Annotated in this window: 14 protein-coding genes; 10 read left to right on the forward strand and 4 right to left on the reverse strand. The window is 39.3% G+C overall.

Translation table 11 applies throughout. From position 1 onward, the window contains the following. Positions 1 to 380 precede the first annotated feature (380 nt). The 4 genes from thrS to rplT all read left to right on the forward strand — a co-directional run bounded on the left by thrS (position 381) and on the right by rplT (position 3,687). On the forward strand, positions 381 to 2,321 hold the full coding sequence (thrS, locus tag IL355_RS12610; RefSeq protein ID WP_192462491.1) for a threonine--tRNA ligase: 1,941 nt from the start codon (positions 381 to 383) through the stop codon (positions 2,319 to 2,321). A 37-nt stretch (positions 2,322 to 2,358) separates the two neighbouring features. Next, positions 2,359 to 2,907, forward strand: a complete 549-nt coding sequence (infC, locus tag IL355_RS12615) for a translation initiation factor IF-3 (protein ID WP_317175498.1) — start codon at positions 2,359 to 2,361, stop codon at positions 2,905 to 2,907. 101 nt (positions 2,908 to 3,008) lie between these two features. Continuing rightward, positions 3,009 to 3,206, forward strand: coding sequence for a 50S ribosomal protein L35 (gene rpmI, locus IL355_RS12620; RefSeq protein ID WP_121849575.1), 198 nt, complete (start codon positions 3,009 to 3,011; stop codon positions 3,204 to 3,206). Between the two features lie 136 nt (positions 3,207 to 3,342). Then, complete coding sequence (gene rplT, locus IL355_RS12625) at positions 3,343 to 3,687, forward strand: 50S ribosomal protein L20 (RefSeq protein ID WP_121849576.1); 345 nt, start codon at positions 3,343 to 3,345, stop codon at positions 3,685 to 3,687. Positions 3,688 to 3,740: 53 nt separating this feature from the next. On the opposite strand, the gene IL355_RS12630 is transcribed toward rplT, so the two are convergent. Then, entirely contained in the window at positions 3,741 to 4,163 is a 423-nt protein-coding gene (locus tag IL355_RS12630; protein ID WP_192462492.1) for a secondary thiamine-phosphate synthase enzyme YjbQ, read from the reverse strand. A gap of 100 nt (positions 4,164 to 4,263) precedes the next feature. Between IL355_RS12630 and IL355_RS12635 the strand changes: the two genes are divergently transcribed. Then, entirely contained in the window at positions 4,264 to 5,061 is a 798-nt protein-coding gene (locus tag IL355_RS12635; RefSeq protein ID WP_192462493.1) for an HAD family hydrolase, read from the forward strand. 41 nt (positions 5,062 to 5,102) lie between these two features. Here IL355_RS12635 and IL355_RS12640 read toward each other — a convergent pair whose 3' ends face one another. Beyond that, a complete protein-coding gene (locus IL355_RS12640) occupies positions 5,103 to 6,065 on the reverse strand; it encodes a helix-turn-helix transcriptional regulator (RefSeq protein ID WP_192462494.1) in 963 nt (320 codons plus the stop codon). A 127-nt stretch (positions 6,066 to 6,192) separates the two neighbouring features. Between IL355_RS12640 and IL355_RS12645 the strand changes: the two genes are divergently transcribed. The 5 genes from IL355_RS12645 to IL355_RS12665 all read left to right on the forward strand — a co-directional run bounded on the left by IL355_RS12645 (position 6,193) and on the right by IL355_RS12665 (position 14,400). Continuing rightward, positions 6,193 to 8,595, forward strand: coding sequence for a TonB-dependent receptor (locus IL355_RS12645; RefSeq protein WP_317175497.1), 2,403 nt, complete (start codon positions 6,193 to 6,195; stop codon positions 8,593 to 8,595). A 20-nt stretch (positions 8,596 to 8,615) separates the two neighbouring features. Further along, a complete protein-coding gene (locus IL355_RS12650) occupies positions 8,616 to 10,046 on the forward strand; it encodes a hypothetical protein (protein ID WP_192462495.1) in 1,431 nt (476 codons plus the stop codon). Positions 10,047 to 10,189: 143 nt separating this feature from the next. Further along, a complete protein-coding gene (locus tag IL355_RS12655) occupies positions 10,190 to 11,695 on the forward strand; it encodes an ankyrin repeat domain-containing protein (protein WP_192462496.1) in 1,506 nt (501 codons plus the stop codon). Between the two features lie 4 nt (positions 11,696 to 11,699). Then, positions 11,700 to 12,197, forward strand: coding sequence for a DUF2271 domain-containing protein (locus tag IL355_RS12660; protein ID WP_192462497.1), 498 nt, complete (start codon positions 11,700 to 11,702; stop codon positions 12,195 to 12,197). Positions 12,198 to 12,204: 7 nt separating this feature from the next. After that, complete coding sequence (locus tag IL355_RS12665) at positions 12,205 to 14,400, forward strand: PepSY domain-containing protein (RefSeq protein ID WP_225621230.1); 2,196 nt, start codon at positions 12,205 to 12,207, stop codon at positions 14,398 to 14,400. On the opposite strand, the gene IL355_RS12670 is transcribed toward IL355_RS12665, so the two are convergent. Both IL355_RS12670 and dnaB read right to left on the reverse strand, forming a co-directional pair. Further along, positions 14,401 to 15,666, reverse strand: a complete 1,266-nt coding sequence (locus IL355_RS12670) for an asparagine synthetase B (RefSeq protein ID WP_192462498.1) — start codon at positions 15,664 to 15,666, stop codon at positions 14,401 to 14,403. Between the two features lie 97 nt (positions 15,667 to 15,763). After that, complete coding sequence (dnaB, locus tag IL355_RS12675; protein WP_192462499.1) at positions 15,764 to 17,314, reverse strand: replicative DNA helicase; 1,551 nt, start codon at positions 17,312 to 17,314, stop codon at positions 15,764 to 15,766. Positions 17,315 to 17,438 lie beyond the last annotated feature (124 nt).

A 17,438-nucleotide genomic window follows, 5' to 3' on the forward strand; every position in this document is an offset into this window, starting at 1 on the left:
CCGAAGGAAAAAAACGAAAAAAAACAACTTTCAATGAGCGTCCAAAACAACAACCTTCGTTGTTTTTCGGGCTGCAAATGTAACACCATTTCCCATCCCCGCAACTATTTTTTCAAGGTTTTTTTTAATTATTTTTAGATTATAAAAAAACATCGGCCTAAACACCTAAAAACAAATACTTTAAGAGTGCTACATTAGAAAAGGGCATCTAATATAATTCTAAAAATTTATCTACGCAAGTACCTTTTAAACTAAATCGTAAAATTTCTCCTACACACGAACTGTGTCCTATCAATTTTGATGAAACAATAATTTGAATACATCAATATTGTATGCCTAATCAGGGAATAGTATCTTTGCACGCATTTATTAAACTAAACATGATTAAAATAACCCTTCCGGACGGAAACGTAAAAGAGTATGAAAGCGGTAGCTCTCCTTATGATGTGGCACAAAGTATAAGCTCTGGGCTGGCACGCAATGTAATTTCTGCAAAATTTAATGATACCGTGGTTGAGACAACCACTCCATTAACGGAAGACGGCTCCCTTACCTTATATACATGGAACGATACCGAGGGAAAAAAAGCCTTTTGGCATTCTTCCTCACACATTCTTGCCCAAGCTTTGGAAGAGCTGTACCCTGGAATTAAGTTGACAATTGGTCCTGCTATTGAAAATGGTTTTTATTATGATGTGGATTTTGGAGAACACAGCGTTTCCGAAAAAGACTTCCCAACCATTGAAAAGAAAGCCTTAGAGATAGCCCGCGGAAAACACGACTTTAAAATGCGTTCCGTTACCAAGAACGAAGCTCTTACCTATTATAAGGAAGAAGGAAATGAGTTTAAGGTAGAGCTGATAGAGAATCTGGAAGATGGGACAATTACTTTTTGCGACCACGACACTTTTACAGATTTATGTAGAGGTGGCCATATACCCAACACCGGAATCGTAAAAGCCTTTAAAATCTTAAATGTTGCCGGAGCCTATTGGAGAGGTGACGAGAACAAACCGCAGCTTACTCGTGTTTATGGTATATCCTTTCCTAAACAAAAAGAGCTTACGGAATACTTGGCTATGATTGAAGAGGCCAAGAAGAGAGATCACCGAAAGTTGGGAAAGGAACTGGAACTTTTCACCTTTTCCCAAAAAGTTGGTCAAGGTCTACCCCTATGGCTACCAAAAGGTGCCGCACTAAGGGAACGGTTGGAGCAATTTTTAAAGAAAGCCCAGAAGAAAGCCGGTTATGAAATGGTAGTATCACCACATATTGGCCAAAAAGAATTATATGTTACAAGTGGTCATTATGAAAAATATGGAGCAGATAGTTTTCAGCCCATACATACACCAAAACAGGACGAAGAGTTTTTATTGAAACCAATGAACTGTCCGCACCATTGTGAGATTTATAACGTAAAGCCTTATAGCTACAGGGAACTACCTAAAAGATATGCCGAATTCGGCACGGTATACAGATACGAACAGAGCGGTGAGTTACACGGCCTTACCAGGGTAAGAGGTTTTACCCAAGATGACGCTCATATTTTTTGTACCCCAGACCAGCTAGACGAAGAGTTTAAAAATGTTATTGACCTTTCTTTATATGTATTGACTTCCTTAGGTTTTGAGAACTTTACAGCCCAGGTTTCCGTAAGGGATATGGATAATTTGGATAAGTACATAGGCACGGCCGAAAATTGGGAGAAAGCTGAAAATGCCATCATCAATGCCGCAAAAGAAAAAGGTCTCAACTTTATTGTTGAACAGGGTGAAGCCGCCTTTTACGGCCCAAAACTGGACTTTATGGTAAAGGATGCCTTAGGCAGGCAATGGCAGTTGGGTACCATACAGGTAGATTACAACCTTCCGGAACGTTTTGACCTTACCTATAAGGGTAGCGATAACGAACTACATAGACCGGTCATGATTCACCGCGCACCCTTTGGCAGTATGGAAAGATTTATTGCTTTACTTCTAGAGCATACTGGAGGGAACTTCCCTCTTTGGCTGATTCCTGAACAGGCTATTGTACTGCCCGTGAGCGAGAAACATGAAAAATATGCGGAAAAAGTTTTAAATTCCTTAGAAAATAACGAAATTCGCGCGCTCATTGATGACAGGAACGAAACTGTTGGAAAGAAAATACGGGAAGCAGAAATGAACAAATTACCGTTCATGCTTATCGTAGGGGAAAATGAAGAACAAGCAAATACCATTTCCGTAAGAAAGCACGGAGGTGAAGATTTAGGTTCCATTTCCGTTGAAAGTTTCGTAGACTTGGTATCTAAAGAAATAAATAGTACCTTAAAGTCGTTTTAGAAAATTTAAGTTTAATTAAAATTATTAAGTCATAGCAATAAGAAAAAGATTTAGGCCTCAACCAAGACGGGAGAATAAAAATCCCCATAATATCAATGAAAAAATCAAGGCTCCTGAAGTCCGGTTGGTTGGCGACAATGTAGAAGTAGGTATTTACCCCATAAGAAAAGCCCGTGAAATTGCGGAAGATATGGGATTGGATTTGGTAGAGATTTCACCAAAGGCAGAACCGCCGGTGTGTAAAATCATGGAGTATAAAAAGTTTCTTTACGAACAAAAGAAACGCGAAAAGGCCATGAAAGCCAAAGCTTCAAAGGTTGTAGTTAAAGAAATTAGATTTGGTCCCAACACGGATGATCACGATTACGAGTTTAAAAAGAAGCATGCTGAGAAGTTTTTAAAGGACGGTGCCAAATTAAAGGCATATGTATTCTTTAAAGGAAGATCTATTGTTTACAAAGACCAAGGTGAAATTTTACTTCTAAGGTTGGCCCAAGAGTTGGAAGAATTGGGTAAAGTGGAACAAATGCCAAAACTTGAAGGGAAGCGAATGACCATGTTCATTGCCCCTAAGACAAAAAAATGAGACCGGTTTCAATTACCGGTATTTAAAATAAACTGAACGCTGCCCATACTGTTTGGGCAGCGTTTAGCATGAAAAGTGAGATAATAATTAAATAGGAAAAAATGCCTAAGCAAAAAACAAAATCCAGTGCTAAAAAGCGGTTTAAGCTTACCGGTACTGGTAAAATCAAAAGAAAGCACGCTTTTAAGAGCCACATTCTTACGAAGAAGTCTAAAAAGCGTAAGCTTAAATTAACTCACAGCACTCTTGTCCATAAATCTGACGAGGGTAGTGTGAAGGAACAATTGTGTTTAAAATAATTGTTCTAAAAAGGTAATTTATTAACCATGGAGTTGGGCTATTGAAGAGTTAAGAGTTAATCGTTTTAAATCATACTCAGACTATTTTTTAAGACCATTAACAGATTAACCGCCTGCTACAAAAAAAATTAAAATTATGCCAAGATCAGTAAATGCAGTTGCTTCTAGAGCCAGAAGAAAAAAGGTAATGAAGCAAGCCAAAGGTTACTTTGGAAGACGTAAAAACGTTTGGACAGTAGCCAAAAATGCGGTAGAAAAAGCAATGCTTTATGCTTACCGCGATAGAAGAAACAAGAAAAGAACCTTCCGTGCTCTTTGGATTACCAGAATTAATGCTGGTGCCAGATTACACGGTATGTCTTACTCACAATTTATGGGTAAGGTTAAAGCTAATGGAATTGAATTGAACCGTAAGGTATTGGCAGATTTGGCCATGAACCATCCGGAGGCATTCAAAGCTATAGTTGAAAAGGTAAAATAATTGTAGAAAATTTATCTCACTTTTAAAATCCGGTTCTAACGAGCCGGATTTTTTTATATCCCAAAAGCACTTAATACCAAGTTTCTGGACCAAGCTCCATTACGGTGCTCACAAAGATAGATACCTTGCCACACACCTAAATTTAACCTACCCTTATAAATAGGAATCTGAACTGAAGCTCCCATTAAAGAACTTTTGATATGTGCGGGCATGTCATCTGGCCCTTCATAGGTATGGATATAATAAGGCGCATCTTCCGGTACCATCTGGTTCATGTGACTTTCAAAATCCGTTCTAACAGTTGGATCCGCATTTTCATTTATGGTAAGACTGGCAGAAGTATGCTTTATAAAAACCTGAAGCATGCCTTTTTCAATCTCCCTAATTTCAGGAAAGCCCTCAAGAACTTCCTTGGTTACCAAGTGAAAACCTCTTTCGCGCGCCTTTAAGGCTATTTGTTTTTGATAAAATTTCATGAGCGTTTGCTTCCGTATGTCAAATAAATGTAAAACTTGCTAAAACTAAGCTATTATCCAATCATAACAAATACCTTTGCCGTTTTCAAAATTGAAACTTATGGATTTGTCTGCAATAAAGATGGTGGTAACCGATATGGACGGTACCCTACTCAACTCCAATCATGAGGTAAGCAATGAATTTTTTGAGCTTTTTGAACAACTTAAAGAAAGAGGAATCATCTTTGTTGCCGCAAGCGGAAGACAATATCATAGTATTATAGACAAGCTAGAGCCCATAAAAAATGACATCATAGTCATTGCAGAAAATGGTGGGTTCGCCAAACAAAAGGACGAAGTTCTGGTCTCCACTCCCCTTTCCCAAGAATCCAAAAAAGAAGTTTTAAAAATTCTTGAATCCGTAGAAAATATACATCCCGTCCTATGTGGAAGCCAAAAGGCCTATATTAGAAACGATTCTACCGAGTTTGAGGATAAATTAAAAGAATATTATACGGAATATGAACTACTTGAAAATTTATCTGATTTTAATGGTGAAATACTTAAAATAGCCATTTACCACCATGTTAATTCTGAAAAATATATCTATCCCTCAGTATCCCATTTAGAAGGCAAGTTAAAAGTAAAAGTTTCCGGCGAAAACTGGGTGGATGTTTCCAGCCCCAACGCGCACAAAGGTTTCGCTTTAAAAAAGGTTCAAGAGATGAACAATGTAAAACCACATGAGACCATGGTTTTTGGTGATTATAATAATGACCTGGAAATGTTGGCCTTGGCCGATTTTAGTTTCGCTATGGAAAATGCGCATCCCAATGTGCTCCAAGCTGCCAATTACAAAACTGCCAACAACGATAACTTAGGCGTAGAACGTATTCTACAGAAACTTTTGTCACAATAATACCAGCTCCATACTTTTGAACTAAGTTCCATTGAAGTCAATTAGTTGATTTCCCTTGGTAAGAAACCGTAGTATTTTTTGAATGCTGCGGTAAAATGTTGAGGATTTTTATATCCTACTTTTTGAGAAATATGAGCAATGGTCGTGTCCTTTTGTGAAAGCATTTGATAGGCCCTTTCCATCCTTAAAGAAGTTAGGTGCTTAAAGAGTGTAGTTCCATAAGCCTGCTTAAAATCATGTTTCAACTTAGACGTATTAACCCCTGCAAATTGTGCGAGCTGTGGGATGGTTATGGATTTGGACATGTTTCTCTGCAAAAATATATGCACTTTCTCCATTAATGCATCTTCAATTTTAGGGGGTCTGGCAGGAACTATACCCAAAGAAATACATTTTGGCTTTTTCACAAAAAGAGCTTCAACTAGCTCAATAACCTTTGCCTCTAAATAGGATTTTCTAAGGGCTCCTTGCAATGAACAGGTTTTTATGTTATTTATTAATTCACAAAGATAGTTTGTCAATGGTTGGTTATGTTGCCAAAAAGGTAGACAATCGTCGTCTTTATCATCCTTTAAAAAACCAATTAGTTTACTGTTTAAATTACCGATTACAGACAGAAGAAACTCCTTTTTAAAGTGAAGTTCAAAAGAATGAATGATGGTACTACGCAATCTATAAGACCTTTTACCTTTCTCTACTTTCAAAAAATTAAAATAGCCTTCCCCTAAAAATTGTTTGCTATTACCATCTTTTCCCAAGCTTACCTGAGTACCAACCAACTGAAAATGCAACTTAACCATTTCGCTACTAATATTTAGGCCAAGTTTTGAATTCTTTTCCTGTTTCAGTTGAGTCTCAAATATGCTACATCCATTAAGCTCTTGAAGGCGCCACTCACCTTTTATGCCCCACATATTCAACTCTTCTTCTTGAACAAGAAAATCTTCCTCAGAGTATGCAGAAGTCATAAGATTTATCCATGGTGCTTCAATTTTAGCGGTCATATATTGGTTTAATGAACAATACTTCCGATTGCGTTATACAAACTTCCTTTCTCGTTACTGTTCGCAAATATGTCGCATATATTTTTGCAATCCAAATTATATTTAATCATTCTAAATAAAAACAGTAGTGAGGTTTTGGATTTTCGCCTTTATTTTATTTTCGGTATCTAATATTGGTTTGGCCCAAAATACCTCATCGATAACCGGTACTGTCCTGTCAGAAAATGGTGAACTATTGTTTGGCGCTACAATTGTACTGAAAGAAAACCGGAAAGGAGCTCAATCAGATACTGCTGGAAAATATACGCTCCGCAACATTCCAAATGGCAGTTACACCCTTACTGCATCTTATATAGGTTTTAAGACCCTGTCCAAGTCCATAGAAGTTGGTGAAGGCCAAAAAATAGAAATCAACTTTGTCCTTACCGAAAACACTGAGGAACTAGAGGAGGTAACGGTACAAGGTAAATCTGAAAAAACAGCACTAGAAACCAAGGGGTTTTCCGTAAGCTCCATTGAGACCGAGGAAGCCGGTCTAAGAAGTATACAGACCAATGAGCTACTTAATGCTACCGTAGGAGTTAAAATAAGGCAAAATGGTGGACTAGGTTCGAATGTTCAATACAGTTTAAACGGACTTTCCGGTAGGGCTGTAAGCATATTTATAGACGGTATTCCCATTTCCGTCTATGGTTCTTCCTTTAGCTTAAATAGTATACCTCCTTCCATGATCAAGAACATTGAGGTGTACAAGGGAGTAGTACCAGGACATTTATCTACTGATGCCGTAGGTGGGGCCATTAACGTGGTACTGCGCCAAGAAGCCCGCAATAACTTAAACGCCTCTGTTTCCTATGGATCCTTCAACACCTTGCAAACCTTTTTAAATGGAGCATACCGATTGAATAATTCCGGATTTACGGTAAAGGCATCGGCCTTTCATAATTACTCTGATAATAATTATAAAATTTCCGGAGGCAAAATCGTGGATATTGCCCCAAATGGGGTTGAAACACCTATAACAGCCAGAAGATTTAACGACGCCTACCGATCAACCGGGGGCATGGTACAACTAGGATATACCAATGTAAGCTGGGCCGATCAATTTATGTTGGGCGTAACCGCCTCGGATGAATATAACGAAGTGCAACACGGTACCTTTGTAACCGTTATGCCCTACAAGGGCCGCTTTTTAGAGTCGGACGCTATTCTGGGCAACCTGTCCTATCGAAAAAAAGATTTGTTTACCAGGGGCCTTGAATTAAATATTAACGGAGTATACGGTAAACGCAGCCGTGTGGTAAACGATACCGTAGCCGATGCCTATACCTGGACCGGTAACAGATTGATTAGGTTTGATGGCGAGTACCATAGCTATCCGTGGGGCTCACAAAATGAGGGCGGCCCAACCCTATTGCATATAGACCGCAAAGTATCTTCCATACGATCAGGCCTCTCATACGCCGTCAATCCAAACCACAAGTTGTTGTTCAACCACGTATATAGTGGAGTGGATAGAGATGATAGGGACGAGATGGTATCCCTATTGGAAAACACCTTCCAATCTACAAGTGATCTTTACAAGAACATATTTTCGTTGAGCTATGAACTAAATGCTTTTAAGAATAAGTTTAAATTAAACGCTTTTGGCAAACATTACCTTCAAAAAGTATTAAACAATCAACCTGTATTTAACGACGACAATGAGGTTGTAGAGGAAGTGTACGAAAGCAATATCGACTTTACAGGTTTTGGTTTTGCCTCTTCTTACATCCTTATCCCTGAAGTCACCTTATTGTTATCGGCCGAAAGAGCCATTCGTCTACCCAGTGAAAACGAGGTTTTTGGGGATGCGGGAGAAAATTTGCTGCCCAACCTCACCATAGAACCAGAAACCAGTGACAATATTAATGTGGGTGTGCGTTTAGGAAAATTCAATTTTAAAAAACATGGGCTTACACTTAGTACCAATCTATTTGCACGCAATATTGAGAATAGAATAGGGTTACCGGCCAATGCCGAAGCCTTAAGGGAAAGTGACGAATTTGTACAGTTTGCCAATTTAGAGAATACCGCAGAATCCAAAGGAATTGAGTTTGAATTGTTCTATTCCTATAACAATAACCTTGGCTTTAATTTTAACATGACTAAAATGTCCTTGACCACGGTCAACCAAGGTTTTGAGACCGATGTGCCCAATGTTCCTTTGTTTTTTATGAATGGTGGATTGCGCTATGGCCTTGATAACGTTATCCAAACAAAATCCCTTCTCAACCTTTTTTACAATGTGTACTATACGGATGAGTTTGCCTATAAATTTTCTCAAGGCACAAATACAGTTGGAGGTAGGTCAATCCCAGAACAACTATCACATGATTTTGGACTTAGTTACACTTTTCCAAAGAAAGATTTTATTGTAAGTCTGGATGTGAAAAACATTTTTGACCAAGCAATTTATGATAATCTGTCCGTACCAAAACCGGGCAGGGCCTTTTACGTAAAACTGAATTATATAATCAATAATCTTTAAATATCTAAATAGAACATAATATGAAACGACCCAATTTAAATCTGAAATCATTTGCCATGGCCCTACTGGCTGCTGGCTTTATGACTGCTTGTAGTAGTGATGACAGCGCCCCTACTCCAGAGCCTGAACAGGAAGAGCAGGAGCAAGAAGAAGAACAAGAGGAAGAAGAGCAGGAAACGAGATGGATTACCATAGCTGGCGCCAAAATGGATGAAACACCAGGTAATGGTAATGGTGGTACTTTAATCTATTCCGTAACCAGTACAGAAGCAAAAGATCCTACTGTGCAGATTGACCCCTTTAACAATGGTTTCGAAGCTCCTTCCAATAGAACTGCCAGATTACAGGCATCAGAAGACGGAAGCACCATTTTCAACATCAGCTATGCCGGAGATACGGGTGGCAACTACACCAAGTACACTGTAAACGGAGGCAATGATTTTGAACCCACGGGTTCGGAAATCAGTATCGCTCCTTACGTAGGGTCTGCTCCACGTTGGATAAAATTATTTGACGGGGACCAAACTGGTTGCGCCGTAAGAATGGATACGGAACATATTGTTGATGATAATGGTACTCCAGATGAAGTTACGGACGATACCTATGTTCGCACACAACAAACGGTTGGTGTAGTGACATTAGATTTGGTTAATTCTGCCATTAAATCATTTGAAAGTTTTGAACTATCAATAGGTGAAGAGCTAGAATCTCAAGGGTATTACATTGGGAGAATTGACATGCCAACTTTAAACGCTGCTGGAGACAAATTATACATTGGTGCTCGTTTGAATAAAGTGGACCCTGCAACTTTGGAAAGGGACGAAGAAAACAACCCAGATTTTGAGAGCGATAGCGATTATGAAATTTTAGGTTCTAAAACCATCGTATTGGATTACCCATCACTTTCAAATCCTACAGTCATAAGTTCTAGTGTAGGTCATGGTAACACCAATGGGTACCGTAGCATTAATTCTTTTGAGTATGATGGTGCCGTATACCAAGCCAACCAGGGAGATCCAGAGGGGTCACATATTCTTAAAATAGGTGCGGACAACCAATATGACGATTCCTATGATTTTAATCTAGACGATGCTTTAGGAGTAACCGGAGCCTATGTTTTGGCATGGAGACCAGCAGCCAACGGAAAAGCTGTATTAGCTTATCGTCACGATGGTTCTGCTGAAGGAATTTCTGGAAGAGGGGAAAGTTTCTTTGCCCTAGTAGACCTAAATACTCAAACCGCTACCAGAATTGATGATATTCCATATGAGGTAGACATGGAAATGTTCCAATACCAAGGATATGCGGTTGATGGTAACGAAATTTACCTTACCGCTTCCGCCACTGGAAAAGACGGTCATATTTATATTGTAGACACAGAAACTGGCGAAGTAACCCAAGGTGCCCAATTGATCAATGCTGAAGGCAGTCACTTTATTGGAGCTTGGTAGAAATCAGTTCTTTTAATATTTAGGATTTCCATGGGCACTTCCCATGGAAATTCTTTTTTAATTAATCTAAATAAGCGATATTTACGCTTTGATTTTTGATATTCTTGGATGACATCTATTAACCTTTTTCAAAACCTATAGAAATGAAAACGAACCTAATCAAATACTCACTATTTGTATTGGTAATTGCCTTAGTACCTCTACAACTTTTGGCTCAAAGACATTCGGAACGCTCCAAAAACACTTTTCTAAATAGGGACTATTGGGAAGGGCAACCCACTATTTCCGATATTGAAGCGAATATAAAAGCAGGCCATTCTATTACTGAAGCGAATGGAGGTGGTTTTGATGCTACTACCTTTGCTATTTTTGGGAATAATCCGGTAAGCACCATTAAATATTTGGTAGAAAACGGAAATGACGTGAACAAAACCACCCACGATTCTAGAACCTACATTTTTTGGGCAGCCTCTAGAGGAAACCTAGAAGTGGTCGAATATCTAATAGAAAACGGGGCTAAAATGGATGTGAAGGATAGCCATGGATATGGGCCGTTATCCTTTACTGCTGCTACAGGACAGCAGGACACGAAAGTCTATGATTTATTGATGGAAGGTGGCGCCGATCTTACAAAAGAAAAGGATCACCATAGCAAAAATGCCCTATTAGTAGCTATCGGAAGGGCCAAAGATTTAAAATTGGTAGACTATTTTGTTTCCAAAGGTCTTGATATTAACAGTACGGACGACCATGGAAATGGGGTATTTCACTATGCTTCACAGGGAGGAAATATTGCAATTTTAAAGGAACTTAAAGACCGAGGTGTTTCAATCACCATGAATCCCGAAACCAGTGAAAATGCCATATTTTTTGCTAGTAAAAGCAGGGAAGCAAATATAGCCCTCTTTGAATATCTGGAAAGTCTTGGGCTTAAAGTCAACACCACTACCAAAGATGGGGAAACACCTTTACATAATTTGGCTAGTTCTTCGGATGATACCTCATTATTGGATTACTTCATCAAAAAAGGTGTAGACCCAAATACCGTAAGCAAAGAAGGTAATACCGCATTGACCAAAGCGGCTCAACGAAACAAACTTGCCGTCGTAAAATATTTTGCGGAGAAATCGAACAACATTAATCACTCTAATAAGGAAGGTAAAACGGCTCTTACCATTGCCGTACAGAACAATACCATAGATGTTGTTTCCTATCTGATCGAAAAGGGAGCAGATGTTAATGTGCTTGATGAAAAAGGCAATACTTTGGCATTTTATTTATTTGAAACAAGAGGTATGCCGCGTGATTTTGCCAAAAAAGTGGACGCTCTAAGCAAGGCTGGTTTTGACTTTAAAAAACTACAAGGTGATGATAGTTCTATCTGGCATTTGGCCGTAGCCAAAAACAATTTAGAGCTTCTAAAAAAAATAAAGGATTTTGGTGCGGATATCAACGCAAAGGACAAGGATGGTAATGCGCCCATCCACTACGCAGCAATGAAGACTACCAATGCTGATATTTTAAAATTCTTATTGGATAACGGGGCGGATGCAGCATCTACCACTGAATTTGGTGAAACCGCATACGATTTGGCCAGTGAAAATGAACTACTTGCCAAAAACAAGGTGAATATCGATTTTTTGAATTAGAATAATGAAGAACTTTATTTTTAAATCAACCACGGGATTATTTTTGATAGGGCTTTTATTAAGTATATCAGCCTTTATGACACCTCCCAATATTAGTTATAAGTGTATGATTCAAATGACCAACTACAGCGGTGAAAAGGCCTACGTAGTGGTTTCTTTAATCAACCCAGAAGGCAATTACGAAAAAACCTTATATGTACAGGGTGATGATGCAGAATGGTTTCCAGACTTAAAACAATGGTGGGATTTTAGCAACGGATCTAATGAGAATATAGATGGTTTGACCGGAGCCACCATTGGTAACGGCGAAAGAAATATTATCTCCCTTACTTTTGATGAATCCCAACTGGATGCGGGCTACAAAGTACGTTTTGAATCTGCCGTAGAAGACCAAGATTACCATGAGGTAGATGCTGAAATCAAACTCAACTCCGCCACTATTAAGAACAAAGTGGATGGTACGGGATACATCAGGTACATTAGAATGGTGCCCAACAGATAAGTAAATTATGATGGTGTCGGTATGGAGATATAGTCATTTACTTTTTGCCATTATTTCTTCCGCTTTTCTTTTAATGGCCTCCATTACAGGAGTCATTCTAGCGGTTGAACCTATTTCCAATAAAGTACAGCCCTATCGTATTTCCGGGGCAGACGAACTTTCTTTGGCAGAAGTGTTGACTACCTTAGACGATACCTATGAAGAAATTTTGGCCGTTACTCGAGACCGCAATGGTTTTATCAAGGTATCGGCCATTATTGACGGTGCCAACGCCGAATTCTACGTCAATCCCTTTAACGGGGAAAAATTGGCCGACCCCATAGAAAAACAAGCAATTTATCAGTTTGCTACCAATCTACACCGGTCCCTTTTTCTAAAGTCTACCGGTAGAATTCTAATTGGTCTTAGTTCCTTTTTCCTCATTTTAATTGCCATATCAGGAATTGTACTAATTGCGAAAAGACAAGGGGGATACCGCCATTTTTTTTCACCAATAGTCCGTGAAAATTTTTCGCAATACCACCATGTTGTCTATTCAAGATTTGCACTTGTTCCTATTTTTATTTTGGCCTTGACAGGTGTCTATCTTTCCCTGTTAAGATTTAACATCATCCCGGAAACTCCAATTTCCATGGAGGTGGATTATGACAATATTAAAGAGGAACCTGCCCTACCCCACGCGGAATTTGAATTGTTTAAAAATACCCAGTTAGGAGATATTCGTGATTTGGAATATCCTTTTTCTGAATTTGTGGAGGATTACTACATTATTAGATATAGGGACAAGGAAGTATTTCTCAATCAGGTTACCGGCGATATTTTGGCGGAAGAAAAATTTCCTATGGTGCAGATTATATCTTCTTGGGCCACGGTGCTCCATACGGCAGAAGGAAGCATTCTTTGGGCCATCTTTGTAGGCTTAGGTAGTCTGGCCATTCCTTTTTTGATTATTACCGGCTTTGTCATTTATTTTAAGCGACCTAAAACCAAAATAAGAAACGAGTTTTCTAAAAACCAAGCGGAAATTGTAATCTTAGTTGGTACCGAAGGAGGTACTACACTTCAATTTGCTGAACAATTTCAGAAAAAATTACTGGAAAGAAAAGTTCCTTGTTTTCTAGGGATGATGAACGAATACAATCGATTCAAAAGTATGCAGCAGCTGATTCTTATCACCGCCACCTATGGTCAAGGGGAAGCTCCAGCATCTGCCGAAAAATTCTTGTCCCTACTGCAAAAGAAACCGCAAAATCAAAATTTTAAATTTACTACGGTCGGTTTTGGGTCAACGGCTTATCCTCATTTTTGCCAATTTGCACATGAGGCGCATCAACACCTATCACAATTAGACAACGGCACAGCTTTCATGGAGGTCTTTACGGTGAATGACCAATCCTTCGAGGCTTTTCAAAATTGGTGTACGGAATGGAGCCAATTGCAGGGAATGGACTTGCGATTGGAGAAACCAAAAACTATGGGCAATACCTTGCCGTCTTCCACCTTCAAAGTATTGAATAAAAGTGAGCTGCCAACGGACGAAACCTTTTTGCTCAACTTAAAAAACTTGAACGGAGCAAAGCCCATTTCCGGAGATTTACTATCCGTTGTTCCTAAGGAAGGTGAAAGGGAGCGGTTGTACTCCCTTGGAAAACTATCGGATAATTCTTTGGTGGTCAGTATTCGCCGGCATCCGAATGGATTGTGCTCCAATTACTTGCATCAATTAGAAGATGGTGAAAAGTTGACCGCTACGGTTATTCCCAACAGAAATTTCCACTTTCCCAAGAATTCCAAAAAGACCATTCTTATTGCCACGGGAACGGGCATAGGACCTTTTTTAGGTATGATCGAAGAAAATACCAACAAGAAAGAATTGCATTTATACTGGGGCGCCAGAACGCCTCAATCTTTAAACTTGTACAAAGAATTTATTCAAAAATCTATGCAAGGAGGAAAATTGAGTCATTTTAAAACAGCCTATTCCCGAGAAAAGGAGGAAAAAGTATATGTGCAGCACCTCATTAAAAAGGACCGGGATTTGTTCGCACAGGTTCTTAAAAAACGTGGAGCCATAATGATCTGTGGTTCCATTGCCATGCAAAAGGAAGTCCTCTATGAACTTCAAGACATCTGCAGCCAAGAATTAGGAAGGGATTTAAGTTACTTTCAAAATAAAAAGCAGATAAAAATGGATTGTTATTAATCAGGTCTTCTGCTTTTTCTTTCTTGCTGCCGGAAACAATACATTATTTAAAATAAGCCTGTAACCCGGAGAGTTGGGGTGCAGTTCCAATTCTGTTTTTGGGTCGCCTACCCTATGTTGGTAATCTTCGGGATCGTGCCCACCATAAAAAGTAAAAAAGCCTTTACCCTTAATACCATGTACGTACCTTGCCTCGCCATTAATTTTATTTTCCCCAAGAACCAAAACCGTGGGTTTTACTTCTTCACGGGTAAAGGCCGTAGTCTGCCCCATAAACCCCTTGACCAAGGCCGTATGGTTTTGACATAGCATGGTAGGTACCGGGTCCCATTTCGCAGAAAAATCCATAAGCGAAAAATAATCCGATTCCTTAGGAACATTTCCCCTTTTACTGGTCATATCAATGGAAGAGAACTCGTATTTTAATGGGCTTCTTTCCAACGTAAAATTGCTAAAGGCAAAGGTTTTCTTATAATCCAATTGACTTTGATAATTTGGTGTAGAAGGGTCTCCATCGAACATAGGCTCGCAAATATCGACCCCTTCTGATGCGAGGGCTATATCAAAACTATCGGTGGCCGAACACATGGCAAACATAAATCCACCTCCAATAACATAATTTCTAATTTTTTGCGCCACGGCATTCTTTTGGTCAGAAACCTTGGAATATCCCAACTTGGCGGCCAAAGCCTCCGCCTCCTTTTTTTGTTCAATATACCAAGGCGCTGTGCGGTAAGCTCCATAAAATTTCCCATACTGGCCCGTAAAGTCCTCATGATGTAAATGCAACCAGTCATAGATGGCCAATTTATCATCCAAGACTTCTTCATCATATACGGTTACGTAGGGAATTTCAGCAAAGGTCAACACCATGGTAACGGCATCATCCCAAGGTTGGTTTCCTTTTGGGGAATACACCGCAATTTTAGGAGCCTTTTCCAATATTACCGCTTCCTGATTTTGTGAAGGACTGCTTATACCCTCTAAAATACCTTGCGCCTGACCATCAGAAAGAATTTCAAAAGATACTCCCCTGATCTGGCATTCCTTTCTAATGGTTTCTCCATCCGGAAGCAAAAAAGAGCCTCCCCTATAATTTAATAACCACTGTACTTTTTGTTGTTTTTGAAGCACCCAATAAGTGATGCCATAGGCCTTTAGATGATTTTCCTGCCCATCTGCATCCATTGGAATTAAAATGGAAGAAGCACCCGACTCAAGAGTGTAAAAAAAGAAAAAGATAAAGATGAATATGGGCCTTATCATGCACTAAACGCTCATTATGATTTACCCAAATATACCACAAAAGGGGCAGCTGCCCCTTTTGTTATCTGTTAAAGACTACTAATGAACCGTAGGATTTCTAAAAAGGAACATCATCATCACTTGGCATGGAACCTCCATCGTTCATGGAACTACCAAAGGCCTGATCGGCGCTTGGATAATTTTTAGTTGCAAATGGATTTTCTTCCTCGTCGTTCATTTTTGACTGGAATTCAAAAGGAGAATCAAAATCATCTAGATTATCGAACTTACCTAATTGACCGATGAATTTCAACCGAATATTCTCCAAACCACCATTACGGTGCTTGGCTACAATAAATTCGCCTTGACCTTGGGTAGGGCTTCTTTCCTCATCATCCCATTCATCAATTTTATAGTATTCCGGTCTATAGATAAAGGATACAATATCCGCATCTTGCTCAATTGCCCCGGATTCCCTCAAATCTGAAAGCACGGGTCTCTTACTACCGCCACGGGTTTCAACCGCCCTGGACAACTGTGAAAGTGCAATTACCGGTACGTTCAATTCCTTGGCCAAGGCCTTCAGGTTACGGGAAATGGTGGAAATTTCTTGTTCACGGTTACCTCCCTTTTGGCTACCTCCCGCGGTCATTAACTGCAAATAATCAATGATAATCATTCGAATACCATGCTGGGAAGCCAATCGCCTTGCCTTGGCACGTAAGTCAAAAATGGAAAGGGAAGGCGTGTCATCTATAAATAAAGGCGCCTTCTCCAACGCTTTTACCTTAACGTTCAATTGCTCCCATTCATGCTTTTCCAATTTTCCGGTACGCAGTTTTTCCGAAGATAATCCGGTTTCCGATGAAATTAAACGGGTAATCAACTGTACAGAGGACATCTCCAAAGAGAAAAAGGCCACCGGCGTATCAAAACTAACAGCAATATTTCTTGCCATAGAAAGGGTAAGCGCAGTTTTACCCATACCCGGTCTAGCGGCCACAATAATCAAATCACTGGGCTGCCATCCAGAAGTTAATTTATCTAACTTATCAAATCCGGAAGGAATACCACTTAAGCCTTCCTTATTGGAAATTTCCTCAATCTTTTTCTTGGCTTGGATTACCAAGTTTTGCGCCGTTTCTGCAGAACGCTTTAAATTTCCTTGGGTAACATCATAGAGTTTGGCCTCCGCATTGTCCAAAAGGTCAAAAACATCGGTACCTTCATCGTAAGCCTCCTCAATAATCTCGTTAGAAATTTTAATAAGACTTCGTTGTATGTACTTCTGAAGAATAATTCTTGCATGAAACTCAATATGTGCCGACGAGGCCACTTTTTGGGTCAATTTAATGAGGTAAAAATCCCCTCCTATAGACTCAAGCTTGCCATCTCGCTTCAATTGGGACGAAACGGTTAATAAATCTATAGGTTCTGAGCTTTCAAAGAGCTTAAAGATAGCTTCGTAAATAAATCTATGTGCATCTTTATAAAAAACATCTGGATGTAGAATATCAATAACTTCGTCCACACCTTTTTTGTCAATCATCATAGCACCAAGCACAACCTCCTCTAAATCAACTGATTGAGGTGGTATTTTCCCTCTTTCCAAACTAATGAGGGTTGATTTGTCTACCTTTCGGCCCACTACCGGGTTAATTTTTTCCATGACTACGAAAATATACAATTATGTGTACCAACCCTGGAACTATAATTCACAGGTAATCCACAATTAGGTGTTAATAAGTTACGATTTTGTGTTGATAACAAAAAAAATCTGGAGTTATGATTCT

Source organism: Euzebyella saccharophila (assembly GCF_014855495.1).
Lineage (GTDB): Bacteria > Bacteroidota > Bacteroidia > Flavobacteriales > Flavobacteriaceae > Euzebyella > Euzebyella saccharophila.